Origin of the sequence: Leptolyngbya sp. PL-A3 (genome assembly GCF_039962325.1) — a bacterium.
In the GTDB taxonomy this organism is placed as follows: Bacteria; Cyanobacteriota; Cyanobacteriia; order Elainellales; family Elainellaceae; genus Vacuolonema.
Map to the genome: position 1 here is coordinate 220,955 of NZ_JAMPLB010000005.1, position 14,426 is coordinate 235,380.

11 protein-coding genes are annotated in these 14,426 nt (G+C 52.7%); 5 read left to right on the forward strand and 6 right to left on the reverse strand.

From position 1 onward, the window contains the following. Positions 1-299: 299 nt before the first annotated feature. From NDI52_RS06810 to NDI52_RS06820, 3 genes are read left to right on the forward strand one after another with little or no spacing between them, the layout of a single operon-like run. The gene (locus NDI52_RS06810; RefSeq protein ID WP_190771864.1) at positions 300-1,622 is read left to right on the forward strand and encodes an efflux RND transporter periplasmic adaptor subunit; all 1,323 of its coding nucleotides are present in this window, start codon (positions 300-302) and stop codon (positions 1,620-1,622) included. After that, positions 1,619-2,815 (forward strand): ABC transporter permease, encoded by a 1,197-nt coding sequence (locus tag NDI52_RS06815; protein WP_190771863.1) that lies wholly within the window; start codon positions 1,619-1,621, stop codon positions 2,813-2,815. The genes NDI52_RS06810 and NDI52_RS06815 overlap by 4 nt, the downstream gene beginning before the upstream one ends. Positions 2,816-2,851: 36 nt before the next feature. Further along, complete coding sequence (locus NDI52_RS06820; protein WP_190789402.1) at positions 2,852-4,372, forward strand: TolC family protein; 1,521 nt, start codon at positions 2,852-2,854, stop codon at positions 4,370-4,372. Positions 4,373-4,614: 242 nt separating this feature from the next. On the opposite strand, the gene NDI52_RS06825 is transcribed toward NDI52_RS06820, so the two are convergent. Both NDI52_RS06825 and NDI52_RS06830 read right to left on the reverse strand, forming a co-directional pair. Then, the gene (locus tag NDI52_RS06825; RefSeq protein WP_190771861.1) at positions 4,615-4,869 is read right to left on the reverse strand and encodes a UPF0175 family protein; all 255 of its coding nucleotides are present in this window, start codon (positions 4,867-4,869) and stop codon (positions 4,615-4,617) included. A 336-nt stretch (positions 4,870-5,205) separates the two neighbouring features. Continuing rightward, complete coding sequence (locus NDI52_RS06830; RefSeq protein ID WP_190771860.1) at positions 5,206-5,709, reverse strand: DUF4149 domain-containing protein; 504 nt, start codon at positions 5,707-5,709, stop codon at positions 5,206-5,208. Positions 5,710-6,736: 1,027 nt separating this feature from the next. Between NDI52_RS06830 and NDI52_RS06835 the strand changes: the two genes are divergently transcribed. Continuing rightward, positions 6,737-7,024: a hypothetical protein gene (locus NDI52_RS06835; protein ID WP_190771859.1), complete on the forward strand. Its 288-nt coding sequence runs from the start codon at positions 6,737-6,739 to the stop codon at positions 7,022-7,024. A 177-nt stretch (positions 7,025-7,201) separates the two neighbouring features. Here NDI52_RS06835 and NDI52_RS06840 read toward each other — a convergent pair whose 3' ends face one another. Both NDI52_RS06840 and mnmG read right to left on the reverse strand, forming a co-directional pair. Further along, positions 7,202-8,161: an aldo/keto reductase family protein gene (locus NDI52_RS06840; protein ID WP_190771858.1), complete on the reverse strand. Its 960-nt coding sequence runs from the start codon at positions 8,159-8,161 to the stop codon at positions 7,202-7,204. A gap of 284 nt (positions 8,162-8,445) precedes the next feature. Beyond that, positions 8,446-10,356 (reverse strand): tRNA uridine-5-carboxymethylaminomethyl(34) synthesis enzyme MnmG, encoded by a 1,911-nt coding sequence (gene mnmG, locus NDI52_RS06845; RefSeq protein ID WP_190771857.1) that lies wholly within the window; start codon positions 10,354-10,356, stop codon positions 8,446-8,448. Between the two features lie 497 nt (positions 10,357-10,853). Between mnmG and NDI52_RS06850 the strand changes: the two genes are divergently transcribed. Then, positions 10,854-11,816 (forward strand): NAD-dependent epimerase/dehydratase family protein, encoded by a 963-nt coding sequence (locus tag NDI52_RS06850; protein WP_190771856.1) that lies wholly within the window; start codon positions 10,854-10,856, stop codon positions 11,814-11,816. Between the two features lie 133 nt (positions 11,817-11,949). On the opposite strand, the gene NDI52_RS06855 is transcribed toward NDI52_RS06850, so the two are convergent. Further along, positions 11,950-12,333, reverse strand: coding sequence for a hypothetical protein (locus NDI52_RS06855; RefSeq protein WP_190771855.1), 384 nt, complete (start codon positions 12,331-12,333; stop codon positions 11,950-11,952). A 143-nt stretch (positions 12,334-12,476) separates the two neighbouring features. Beyond that, complete coding sequence (hflX, locus tag NDI52_RS06860; RefSeq protein WP_190771854.1) at positions 12,477-14,171, reverse strand: GTPase HflX; 1,695 nt, start codon at positions 14,169-14,171, stop codon at positions 12,477-12,479. Positions 14,172-14,426 lie beyond the last annotated feature (255 nt).

Here is a 14,426-nt window from a genome sequence, read left to right on the forward strand (position 1 = left end):
CGAAAGCTGTTCTAAGTATTACACTAAGAATCATTTTCGGTGTCCTGCTTTGTATGCTATCTTTGGCTATTTCTGGAATAGTCTCGCCCACCTCATCGATATAGATAGGGTTTGTGTCGCCTGTATTTTAGAGATTTAGATTGGCATTTTGTGAGGTTGCTAGAATACAGGGTTTGGCTTTCTGTTGGCACCACTCTTTTTTGCGCGTAAAATCTCAAGAAATGTGTTCTAAAGTGTTGGCTTAAATGGTGCTGTTCAACGTCGTCTACCTGAATCTGGGTGTCAGTTAAGGGGGTTTGGTGAAACCTGATTTATCTTCGGATTTGGAGCCTCAGCAACCTCCATCCGATTTTCCTGAAAATACGTCTGCAACGGGTCTGGGTTTACTGGAGGAGGATATCGATTCTCGGCAGCGCCGAGGGGTACGTTGGATCATTGGTTCTGGTCTAGTTTTACTACTGGGATTGGGAGGCTGGTTTGCCTATCAGAAAACCTTGCGTGCCCCAGCAGAACCCGTGAGTGTGGCAACCATTCCGGCTCAGCGGGGGGATGTGGAGGTCATCGTGACTGGGTCTGGTGTGGTGGAATTGGGGGGACAGCAGACCTTCAAAGCACCAACTGATGTGACCGTGGAAGCGGTAGCCGTGAACGAGCGGCAGCGGGTAGCTAAAGGGGAGGTTTTGTTGGTGTTGCGCGATCGCAACCTACAACAGCAACTAAACCAGGCGCGGGTGGATGTGCAAAAATCCCGCAACACCTTCAACCGAGAACGAGAGCGCATTCAAGAACGTCAGGGTCGCCGCGCTCGAGCACAAGAACGGGTTCAGGAATCCCAGTCGTTGCTGGACCAGGGCTTTATTTCTGAAGACGATTTTCGAGGGGACCAAAATGCTTTGGAAGACGCTGAGAGTAGCCTGCGGGATGCGGAAGTAGATCTTGCCAATGCTGAGCTGGAGCTTCGTAATGATGAACTACAGCTGCAAACCCTGCAGGCCCAGCTTGCCGACACTCGGATTGTGGCCCCTTTCGATGCCGTTATTCTGAACGTCCTGGTTAATCCGGGGGATGGGGTTCAGCAGGAGGGGGAGTTACTCACCATCGGTGACCCCACCCAGGAAATGGTACGGCTTCAATTATTGACATTGGATGCCCAAAGGGTTCGACCCAACATGCCCGTGCGGGTCAGCGTTATTGGCCCCAATGCACGTACCTTTGCAGGCCGGATTGCTGATGTCGCGCCCCAGGCTGCTGCCCCTAGTGCCAACAATTCTGGCCGCAACGACCCAACCACTGTGGAAGCACGAGTAGTGTTGGATGCTCCCAGCCAGACCCTAATTCCCGGTAGCGATGTCAGTGTGGAAATTATTTTAGAGCGAAGCCGGAATGCGATCGCCATCCCCATTACAGCCGTTCAGAATGGAGACTCCCCCTATGTTTGGGTGCGAGGTGAGGATGGGACGGCACAGAGGCGATCGGTCGTGCTGGGGCTTCAGAGCGTGGAACAGGTGGAAATCCGGTCTGGTCTGGCTCCGGGAGACCAGATTATTCCCGTCCTTCCCTCTGGCGTTACGCTAACTCCGGGTACACCCCTCACCGCACCGGGGGAGGCTCCGTCGCCATGAGCCTCTCTCCTCTAGATTTATTGCAGGTTACATTCAACGATCTGCGAGGTAATTGGGTGCGATCGGGGCTGACGGCTCTCGGCATTTTTATGGGAGTTGCTGCGGTCAATGCCACTCTTAACATCGATGCCATTACTACGACCCAGCTCAATCAGAAGCTTGCAGAACGTGATAACCCCTACGTCTCTCCCTTTATTTACGACCCCACCTGGGATAAAGATCCACCTCGCCTCACTGCCGAGGAGATCGAAACGGCGCGTCGGGAGGTGGCGGGCATCCGTGACTATAGCTTTACGACCAACATTTGGGGCATTTCTGAGGTGCAATACCAGGATGTAGTAGCCACCCAGGTAGATATGGTTGGTGTTTCACAGAACTACCAGCAAACGACCGGACGGCAAATTCTGCAAGGGCGATTTTTCAGCCCGGTGGATTTTGAGCAGTACTACGCTGTGGTCATCGTGGATGAAGCGTTAGCCGGTCGCCTATTTCAGGACGTGTCTCCGATTGGGCAAGGTATCTATATTGCCGGAACCCGCTTCACTGTAATTGGGGTAAGCGAAACCAAGAAAAACTGGGCAGACGAAGAACCAACTGGAACCGTCTGGTTTACTCAGAGTTATACCAGTGTGCTGGCCGGCGGGTACAACATGGAACGGGCACAACTTGCTCTTGCCCAACTGAGCACTTACAAGACAGTAGAGGAATCGTTGGAAACCTTTTTCAAGCAGCGCTATCCCGGTTTTAATGTTCAGATTGGAAGTAATGCGGAAGATCTCTACAAAGAAGAACAGCAGCAGCGAGCGTCAGCCCGAGTATTGAAAGGAGTGGGGCTGCTGGCCCTGGTGATTGGCGGAGTGGGAATTGCCAATATCACAGTGGCAGCGGTGGTAGAGCGAACCCGAGAAATTGGTCTGCGGCGAGCGTTAGGTGCCACAGATCTGGAGGTGATGGCTCAGTTTATTACCGAGGCAGCGGTTCTGAGCCTGCTAGGTGGAGTCGCTGCAGTGGTAACGGTACACTTCTTGACCCAGGTGGCGGCTAAGCAAGTCTTTGAGGTTCCCTACACGTTTCGCTCGCAGGATGCAGCAATCTCCATGGGAGCTGCTTTTGCCGTAGGGGTCGGGGCCAGCCTGCTGCCAGCTTTGCGGGTCGCTCGCTTAGATATTGTTGATGCACTGCGGGGAGATTAGAGGAGGATGTTGGGCGATCGCCATCCATGGCTCAAAATGAGTCTTCTCACAGGTGTGCTGTTGGGTTCTATAGTTCCAGCCGGAACTGCACAGCCGCTCGATCCTACTATCCCAACGGGAGTTGCCCCTGTCTCTCCCCTGTTTCAGTCCACACCCCAAACTTCTCTCTCAGAATCCACTGATTTCCAACAGGTACCCCTCCGTCTGCCTCAACTCATTGATTTGGTGCTTGAAGGCAATCGCGAACTACGAGATGCCCTGCTAGAGCGGATTGTGCAGCAACAACAACTGGTGGAGGCAGAGAGCCGATTTGACCCCGACATTACTCCCCGGCTTTCCCTGGCCGTGACGCAACGCTTAGAAGATTCGGAGAATGAGTTTGTGAGGGAAGACCGCACGACCACCGATGAGTCGGCCCGGGTCACAGCCGAAACCCTGACCCCAATTGGTACCAGGTTAGAATTGGCGATCGACCCACTCGATGATCAGCCTGTCGAATTGATTGTGCGCCAACCGCTTCTGCGAGGCTTTGGTGAACGCATTAACCGGGCCCCTATCACCCAGGCACGCCTGACCGAGCAGCGTAATCAGCTGGCCCTGCAACAGCAAACCACGGAGACCATCACTCAGGCCATAACTAGCTACACTGACCTGATTCAGCAACAGGAAGCGGTTCGGATTCAGGAGCAGGCCCTGGAGCGACGTCGTGACCAGAACGCAATCATCAACGCTCTGGTACAGGCTGGTCGGCGTCCCCGAGTTGATTTGGTGGAAGCCGACGGCAATATTGCCAATGCCGAACGAGACTTGCAAAATGCACGTAACCAATTGGCCCAGGCTAATACAAATCTGCTGAATTTAATTGGTAGTGATGAGCCGATCCAGTTTGTCGCATCACTGGATGAAGTTGCTCGGTGGTTTACAGCGGCACTGGAGCAAGTACCCAGCCTGAAGCTCACGGCATTATTAGAAACGGCTTATCAACAACGGCCTGACTATCGCAGGGCTCAGCTTGCGACCCAGGTAGAGCAGGTGAGCGTGGATATTGCAGCGGATAATCAGCGCTGGCAACTGGATGCGGAGGGGCGCGCTACTATGGGCGATGATGCGGAGGCCCGATTGGGGTTGGTCGTGACCCGACCTTTGGGGGATGAACGCTTGGAGACAGAGCGCCGCCGTAGCCAGGTAAACCTGTTGCAGAGCGAAAATGAACTGGCACGTGTAACGACGGCAATTCGCAACGAGGTAACGACGCGCCTGGAGGACGTGCGATCGAATCAACTACGGGTAGAAGCAGCACGCCGAGCCTCCGAGGCGGCCGCGTTGCAATTGCAGGGCGATCGCGAAAAGTTTCGGCGGGGCCGGGGCGGGGTTACCTTACTGGATCTGAGCCAGCGAGAAGAAGCGTTGGTGAATGCCCAAAATGCACAACTGGAAGCAGAAATCGCGTTCTTGAACAGCCTGACCCAACTGGAGCAAGCGGTGGGCATTACCCTGATTACCTGGGAATCTCAGATCAATTTCACACCTGCTTTGGACGTACCAACCCTACCCTAAAGCCCGTTTAAGATGATTTCTCTTGCCCTTGGAGAGAAAAGCATCCTGTGTCATCAGGGCTTACGCAAGCCCACCATATTTAGAGCATTTACGTTGGGTGTGGTGTGCTTCGCACACCACACCCAACGTAAATGCGTAAGTCCTGGTCATGTTGGGTTAAATGTCTATGATAAAAAGTGGCACGGTGCTTTGCGCCGTGCCACTTTTTATCATAGACATCTAAATTTACTTGTGATTGAACTTTATTCGCTGCAAGTGTAGACGGGATGCCCATTTACATCGGTGACAGTACAACGGCGGCTAATATCTCGATGGGCGGCAATTCGGCTGAATTCCTGTTTGTCCATCTGCGCCAGTTCGGCAGCTTTGCTAAAGGGGAGCATTTCGCGATCGTACAGAGCGATCGCCAATTCCTTCAACAACTCCTGCTCAACCTGCTGATTGGGAATCCGCAGCGCTTCCAAAACAGGATCAGGAATGATTAATTGCATCGTCATAGTGTGTTTTTCCTCATCCAGACCTATGTATAGGATGCCCTGTCAGCCGGAAGATCCCACGTTCTAAAGGTATATTTTCACACTTTGTTTTCCAGGTTTTCATACTTAATACCAATTCGATATGGAGCTGTACTATAAGGTGGCAGGGCGTGGAACAGGGCGTAGAACAGGGCGCAGCTTCATATTCTCTTTGTCCTAATTTGGCAGTCGAAATTTGTGTGCTGGCATATTAAAGAACCGTAAAAATAGATTTTTTGTAGGAACCGAGCCAAAAAAAGAGTGGAGTAAGCTCCACTCTTCTGCTAATAAACTCGCGATCGCAGCCGTTCCTTATTTTTAGGAGGATGGAAGCGTACGAGCCTGATCAATCTGCCGGAACAGCCAGAGGCCAAGGCCGAACTTGAGGATTTCCATGCTCCAGTAGCCGCCATGCAGCCAATCCATCGTGGGCGAAATGCTGAGGCGATCGCTGAACAGGTCGAGCTGTGCTCCCAGCGCTATCATTTCGGGCGTCAGAATGTAGGTGTAGAGTAGCGGGATGGTGAGAAGAAGTGTAGCCAGGGCGATCGCCCGTCGGCCATCATGGATAATCGAGTTTTGGGCTAGCACCAGTACGCCTGTCAAAACCACCGAGGCACACAGCAACTCGGTCCGATTCAGTACCCAAAACAGGCTATAGCCCACGGAGGTAAAGCCGCTTTCAGCCATCATGCCAGCAACGTATAGCGTAGGCATGACGATCAAGCTGACTACCAGACTACCGCCCAGCCACAGACCCAGGGTGAATAGAATGACGGATGCCCAGGATCTGCGCTCATTGGCAAAATTGATTGCTCTCATAATAATTCCTGATTGCTCTCCCCTTTAGCTTATCGAATTCTGCTAGTGGAAAGTGTGAACTATCGTGTCTGTCTTAGAGTTGATGGCGTGCCCTATCTCAGGTCGGATTTTGCACCAAACCCCAGAAGCTCTATTTTTCGTGTGCCTCCACGAAAAATAGAGCTTCTGGGGTTGGCTACAAGATGTGAGTTCCTCACTGGGTAGAACCGTGAAACATGAAAGAAACAGCTGTGTTTCTTAGGAATCACAAATAAAACAACCTGTAACTCTTTTTGTGGGAGTGGTAGCAAAGCCACCACTCCCACAAAAAGAGTTACAGGTTGTTCGACGCACGCTCCTTAGGAGTGTAGGAAGCTATAGAACCGGTTGAAACCCAACGGATATAGCACAAGGTGCTGGCCAGTTGATGAGGGCTTTGAAGAAGTGCTGTTACACATAAGCGAGCTTGCAAGGTTTCATCCAAAGCATACCAACTATGTTGGATCTACCAGTTTCCTGGACAGTTTTTCAACAATAATTTGGGCTGGTGTTGTAGGTCGTGTTTTTTGTGAGTGAAACGTATCGGGTAAATCTCACTTCTGTAAGTGTTAAATCCGGTTTTATTGCGATCGCCTGGTTAGTTAGGGCATTCGAAGCTAATTAAAGGCAATGCCTTCAATTAGCTTCGAATGCCTAACTAACCAGGCCAAGGCTATCCGGGGGCGGGTAAAGTCCACCGCCCTCGTAAAACTGCTTGTATCCAACGCTTGGGCAGGGAGAATACCTTCTCAAAAATCGTGCGATTAAGGCTGCGAGCTGTTTAGCAAGTTCAGTTAAACGCAGTGGTTCCTTGAAAAAGGGTTACTTTCAGGTGCGTATTTAATGGTTCAAGTTTGATTCTGGGATGAAATTTGCACAGTTGGCGGAACTATATTCCGCTAAGTTGCCATGGGTTGTTAGGAGAAGACTTGGTTAAAGTAGAGACATCCCTGAACAAAGCCCCATTCCATTATTCGAGTTGTGTTGTTACCTGAAGGATTTGACCGGAATGAGTGGTGATTTGATTGATTTCTACCAAAGTTGGGTAATCGAATTGGTGAAGGAGGAAGACGGCTACCGTAGCGTTTGCTATTCGGCCTCTCGAAAGCGTCTTCATATTCGTCAGGTGTATGAAGAACAGTTTCAGGCCATTCGGGCGGCGAAACAACTGATTAGCCGCTATGAAGCCTGTAGCCAACTGAGCCAATTGGTGCGGGATTGGTACGAGCAACATCAACTCAGTCTGGAGGAATGGCGATCGCTAAATGCCTCCCTGTTTGATTGGGTTTTCGACTAATTTTTCGGGCTTTTAGCCCCCTGCTTTGGTTTTGTTAAGTGTGTTCCCTGCTGAAGACTGTATCAACAACACAAAGTCTAAAACTCGGCCCTGCGACTGGAGCCGAGTTTTTTTTAGCTTATGCATACTTGCTGGGTATGGTGTACGCACACGACACCTAGCAAGCAACCCGTTACTTTACCGGGCTGCGGTTTGAGGCATGGCTGGAGCCAGAACGTTATCAATCTCCCGCAGTATCTCAGCACTCAGCTCAACGTCAGATGCAGCTGCGTTGTCCGCTAACTGTTCGGGGCGACTGGCTCCAACGATTGCCGACGACACGCGCTCATCACGTAGAATCCAGGCGAGGGCCAGTTGAGCCATGGAGATATTAAGCCGTTCGGCAATAGGTTTGAGGTTTTGAACGGCAGCGAGGGTGCGATCGCTCATCAAATCATTCATAAATCCATTCATCTTGTCATTGGATGCGCGGGAATCCTGGGGTGGTGCTTCACCGGGTTTGTATTTTCCAGTCAAGACTCCTTGGGCTAAAGGTGACCACACAATTTGGCCAATCCCATGGGCTGCACATAGGGGAAAAACTTCTGCTTCAGGCTGTCGCCATAACATTGAGTATTGGGGCTGGCTAGACACAAACTTGGCCGCATCGGGCATATCTAACGCGGCTTGAATTTGGCTAGCGTTCCATTCGCTAAAGCCGATGTAGCGGGCTTTTCCCTGCTGTACGACTTCCGTGAGCGCCATCATGGTTTCTTCCAGAGGTGTATTCACGTCGTAGCGATGGCACTGGTAGAGATCCACATAATCTACGCGAAGTCGTTGTAGAGAGGCATCCACTTGTTTGCGGATTTGTGCTGCAGATAGACCGCGATCGGTATCTGACATGGGAAAGTACACTTTGGTCGCGAGAACATAGGAGCTGCGATCGACTCCCTGCAACACTTCCCCTAACAGAGATTCTGCTGCACCGCGCCCGTAAACATTGGCGGTGTCAATAAAGTTGATGCCCAGATCAAAGGCTTTGTGGATACACGCTTCGGCCTGTTGCCGCTCGACTCCCCCACTGTAGGTTAACCACGACCCCAAGCTGATCTCAGAAACATTCAGATCACTGCTACCGAGTCTCCGATACTTCATAGCTATGAATCCGTTTTAGTGTTGTCTCCCGCAGTGTGAGGGAAATGCTGAAGGGATTCATCATCAATTTGGGTGGTTTTCAAAGCTTATTCACCTTGCTGTGTCTGGTGAGAAAACTCAACGAACACAGCAAATTACGCCATATGTAGCGGATGGTGAATCAGTCAGCCCATTCTGAAGTGCGTTTTAGTCAAAGTCACCCATTTTGTTGAGTTGAGTACGTCTCATACACTCGACTCAACAAAATGCATCACTTGTAATCAACTGGTGTCAGCCTACAGCGGCTAAACTGCTGCGGCTTTTCGGCGAGCGCTGATCTCTAGATGTAGGAGCAGCGCGTTAATATCGGCTGGATTCACGCCACCAATACGTGCGGCCTGACCAATGGTCAGGGGCCGTACTGCTGCCAGCTTCTCACGCGACTCCTTAGAAAGAGTGTCGATGGTGTGGTAATCCAGATCTGCGGGGAGGGGACGGTTTGCCTGGCGGCTGATCTGGTCGATCTGATTCTGCTGCCGTTGTAAGTATCCGGAATATTTAATTTCAATTTCGACGCCATCCCGTTCCTCCCGGTTCAGGGATGCATTGCCTAATCCGTAATGTGTCAGGTTGCCGTAGTGGAAACCGGGACGACGCAGTAAATCGGCCAGCGTAATCGAACCTTTGATTGCTTGCTGAGTATCCTCCACGATCTGTTGACCGATCGCATCGTGTTGTTTAACGCGGGTGCTGTGAAGGCGTTCTTTTTCAGCCGCGATCGCCTCCTGCTTCTGGGTATACAAATCCCAGCGGCGATCGTCAATCAGGCCAATCTCGCGGCCCAGAGGGGTGAGCCGCTGATCGGCATTGTCGGAGCGCAGAATAAGCCGATACTCGGATCGTGAGGTTAGCATCCGATACGGTTCCCGCAAATCCTTTGTGCACAGGTCGTCGATGAGCGTGCCGATATAGCTCTGCTCACGGGGAAAGACGATCATCTCTTGGCCCTGGGCAAAGCGTACGGCGTTAATGCCTGCTACTAAGCCCTGAGCCGCGGCTTCTTCGTAGCCAGTGGTGCCATTAATTTGTCCGGCACAGAATAGCCCCTCTACTTTCTTCGTCATTAGCGTGGGGTAGCACTGGGTAGCCGGAATGTAATCGTACTCCACGGCATAGGCAGGGCGTAGCATAATGCAGTTTTCGAGGCCGGGGAGCGATCGCAACATCTGCAACTGTAGGTTTTCGGGCAACCCGGTGGAGAACCCCTGGATGTAGAGTTCTGGGCTATCCCGTCCTTCTGGCTCAATGAAGATTTGGTGAGAATCCTTATCGACGAACCGTACAATTTTGTCTTCAATACTGGGGCAGTAGCGTGGCCCCTTGGCATCAACCCAACCCCCATAGACCGGAGACATGTGCAGGTTTTCCCGAATCAGGCGGTGAGTTTCTGCTGTCGTGCGGGTTAAATAGCACGGCATCTGCTCCCGCTCTACCCAGACCTCCGGATCAAAGCTGAACCAGCGCACATCCTCATCACCGGGTTGCAACTCCATGGCGGTGTAATCGACTGAGCGCCGATCCACCCGGGCTGGAGTTCCTGTTTTTAAGCGCCCGACTTCAAACCCGATCTGATTCAGGGTTTCCGTTAGTCCTTCGGCGGCGAATTCCCCGGCTCGTCCAGCTGCCATCGACTTGTTGCCAACCCAGATGCGTCCGCCCAGAAATGTCCCGGTGGTCAAAATCACAGCTTTGCAGCCGAAGGCAACGCCGAAGTAGGTTTCTACCCCAATGATTTCGTCGTTCTTGCCCAAGACCAGGTCGGTTACCATACTTTCCCGCACCATCAAGTTGGGCTGGTTCTCGATAATCCCCTTCATGATGGCGGCGTATTCGCGCTTGTCGGTCTGTGCTCGCAATGCCCATACCGCAGGGCCTCGCGATATATTCAGCACCCGCTTTTGCAGGTAAGTGCGATCGGCCATCTTGCCGATTTCGCCTCCCAAAGCATCTACCTCGTGGGTCAACTGCGACTTCGCTGGCCCCCCGACTGCCGGATTGCAGGGCTGCCAGGCGATCTTGTCCAGATTGAGGGTGAGCAGGAGGGTGCGGCATCCCAACCGCGCCGACGCGAGTGCCGCCTCACAGCCAGAGTGACCCGCACCAACGACGATGACATCAAAACAATCTTGAAATTCGACAGTGGAAGGGGAGGACATGGGCGATCGCATAACTCAATCAATCTTCTATTCTAAAGCTACAGCTCTTTTTCATAAGGACGTTGCTAGTGGGAGACAGCAATTCTCAGTATGGGCACCAAAGCCAAGAGTTCACACCCTACGGGCGTGAACTCTTGGCTTTGGTGCCCGAAAACCGCGCGCCTTTAGCGCGCGGTTTTCGGGCCTGATTTCAAAATGAGAATTGCTGAGTGGGAGATGAGGTGGAAAACTGTAGTCTTCCACCTCATCTCCCACTAGCAACGGCTTCATCAGGGGAAAAAGAGCTGACAGAGCTGTGAGAGCCAAGACGGCAAAATAATTGGTCAATTCAATGTCGTGGGCTTGCGTAAGTTCTATCTTCTTGGAAATAGAAATTTAGTTTAGAGAGTTTTTGAAGGTGGCACATTGCATTGCCCTCAGAAGCATCCCTGGCTCAAAATGGCGTTAATAACGGGCGATACAATGATTCTGTCTTGTTCAACAGTTTGGATACAGCCATGAGAGCACTGGTTACAGGGGCGAATGGATTTACAGGCTCCCATCTGGTCAAAGCTTTGATTGATCGTGGGCATACAGTGGTGGCATTGGTGCGCAAGACCAGTGACCTATCCCGGCTGGAAGGGCTGCCCGTAGAGTTTGCCTATGGGGATGTAACCGATACCGATGCGGTGAAGCAAGCCATGAGCGGCATTGATTGGGTATTCCACGTCGCTGCCTATGTGGAGTTGGGCGTTGTGGATGCAGCTCGTATGGAGCGGGTGAATGTGCAGGGGACCGCTAACGTGCTGGCGGCAGCCCGAGCGGCTCAGGTACAAAAGATGCTCTATTGCAGCACGATTGGGGTTTACGGTGATACCCAGGGTCGAGTGATTGACGAAACCTTTCAGCGGACTCAAAAAGATTTTTCGTCGGCCTACGATTCCACGAAGTACAAGGCGCAGCAGTTGGTGGATCAGGCGGTAGCGGAAGGCTTTTCGGTGGTGAGTGTGATGCCCTCGGGTATCTTTGGGCCAGATGACCCGCACTTTGGCCCAGTGCTTCAGGCCTTTCGCAGTGGCAAGTTGAAGGTATGGGCGGGAGGCGATCGCATCACCGGCATTGTTCACGTCGATGATCTCGTCGATCTGATGCTGCTGGCGATCGAAAAAGCTCCGTCAGGTGCTCACTACATTGCCTCGGCTGGGGAAATGACAACCCGTGAAATGTTCCAGATTGTGGGTGAAGCTAACCAACTCGCCGCCCCCGCCGAAATGCCTCCTCCGGTGGTGCGGATCGTGGGTAATCTGCTTGATCCCATTGGCCGTGTGCTGAAGTGGCAACCGCCGATCAGTAAGGAGCGGGTGCATTATCTATACGATCGCTGTGTGCGTGTCGATGGAAGTAAGGCTATACGGGAGTTAGGTTGGCAGCCGCGATCGCCCGAAGTGGTCATCCGCGAACTGGCGTCTTTAGGAGCTTAACCGCCGCTGTCTTGTTGATATTGATCAATGACACTGGCAGAAAAACTAGTACGCTGAGGCGGAATCCATCACCTATGTTTTTGTGTGGGGTGCGAAGCACCCCACACAAAAACATAGGTTGCAAACGTGAAGACTAGGTGGGCAAATTAGCATCTGGATCAGTGGGCATCACCATCGGGTCGGTATCAGGCAGAGCCCCTTGCATGTCCGGGTCAGGCAGGTCGGGGTTATTTTGCAGATTCACCTGTCCTGGGCTATGCTCCTCTCCCGTTGAGAAGGAGCCACCTGTTGTAGAAACTCCGGCGGTTTTAGCATCACCGGAGGAAGCCCGTGAAACGTTGGTGGCAATGGGATCCGAAATGGGTTCGCCTTCAGGCTGGGAACCATCGGTGGCGGTGCGAGCATCCAGCATGGCACTGCCCGATACGTTCGTGGGGGCCATAGGTTGGGCTTGCTCGGATGAGATAACTGCCTGATCAGGATTATTGCTGGAATCTGACAGGGATGGGTCGTTCATGGTTGTTTCTCAATATTGACAACATTGAAGTGAATGGCAATGAAGTGATAAGCCTACCCTCATGCTAGGAAGGCGATCGCCCTCTTTCCTCTAACAAACGGGGGAAGCTCTGATCTGGGAGTGGGCTCTATGGGAGGAACCCGTCACCCGTCAGCTTGAGACGCAATGGGAACGGATTCAACCCATTCAAATAGGCGTTGTTGCAGAGTGTTGAGCCCTAAGCGATGAGTGGCAGAGATAAAGACTGCATCTGGATGGAGGGCTTGAGCCCGAGCTAGGGCTTCGCTGCTGGTGCGATCGACTTTGTTAAACACCAACAGTTCTCGGGGAGGAATATCGGGTAATTCAGAGAGCACTTCAGCGACGGATTGGATATGCCGCTCCCAGGCAGGATGGGAGAGATCGACCACATGCACCAGCGCATAGGCTTCGCTCACCTCCTCCAGGGTGGCACGGAATGCGTCCATCAGGGCGGGCGGGAGATGGTGAATAAAACCTACGGTGTCGGTGAGCAGGATATCGCGGCGCGTTTGGGCTTCGGGGTCTGCGATGGTGAGGCGGCGGGTGGTGGGGTCGAGAGTGGCAAAGAGTTGGTCCGCAGTATACACCTCAGCGTGGGTCAGCACGTTTAGCAGGGTGGATTTACCCGCGTTGGTGTAACCTACCAGGGCAAAGGTGGGAATCTCTTGCTGTTCTCGCTGGTGCCGTAGTCGAGCGCGATGGGCTTGTAGCTGGTTGACATCCTGTTGGAGCTGGGCAATGCGACGCTGGATGGTGCGGCGTTCCGTTTCCAGGCGAGTTTCCCCAGGGCCACGGGTTCCAATTCCAGCACCGAGGCGGGACATGGTGCGCCCCTGCCCCCGCAATCGAGGCAGACGATACTCAAGCTGTGCCAATTCGACCTGGAGTTTTCCGGCTTGCGATCGCGCCCGCTGCGCAAAAATATCCAGAATGACTTCCGTGCGATCGACCACGCGCAGGCCAATCTCGTCTTCCAGATTTCGAGCCTGAGAGGGCGAAATGTCTTGATTAAATACAATTAAGTTGGCTCCCACCCGTTGAGCTTCGGCGCGGATTTCGTCTAATTTGCCCTGCCCAACGACGGTCTTGGGATGGGGTTGCGATCGCTTCTGCTGCACCATGCCCACCACTTCTGCATCGGCGCTATCTACCAAACGTTCTAGCTCAGCAACGCTGTCGTCAAAGGCGCGGTCGGCCAGGTCATCTGTTTCTACCGCCACGATCAGAACGCGATCGTGATCGGCCTCAGATGGATGTAGCTGATTCAAATCAATGCCAGCATCCTGAAGCTCTCGTTCCCAGCTATGAATCAGGTCATCGGCATCCTGGTCTGTTAGGTCATCTAGACTGAATGACTCCACCATCCAGGGCTGCTCCAGGTCGGGTGCCAGGTGAGCTAAAAACACGTCTTGAATCGTCCCTGCATTTGGGTTATTACGACCGCCATTCTCAAGGGCTAAAACAACAAGGGCATCCAACCGTTGCTGCACCATAGCGACCAGATCGCCCGAGTCGTAGGGGCGGGCCTGAGCCACGATGCAACGAATTCCGCTGAGGCGATCGCCACTCTTCCGGGGCAAGGCTTCTTCCCTTAATTGGGTTTGCGCGGGAGTGCCTACGGCCACTCGCACGAACTGCCCTCGGCGGTTGATGTAGCAGGAAATGGGATGGTGAATGGCAGCACTCAGGTCGGCAAGTTGCTCAGCTAGCTCGGGGGTGAGGAAGCGATCGCCCGGTTGCCGCTGCTCCTGAAGTTTCTCAAGCTGTTTGATGTGATTGGCTTTGAGGCCTTGAAGATCGCCATAGATTTTAGCCATGATACGTACCCGCTGAAAAAGAGTGAAGGGATAGAACGCGGATTTGAAACGGGTTGGCTCCCCAGGTTGTGACCTGGGGAGCCAGATTGTGTGTCAGGTGGTGGAAGCAAAGTGGAATCTAGCGCTGAAATGACATTCCATGCTAAGTACCGGACAAAAGCTTGCAAAGATTGAGTAGGAGAGGGTTTCATGAGAATTACCACATTCATCCACGAAACCCTCATGAACCAGATTACTCTAATCCGAAAAACATTG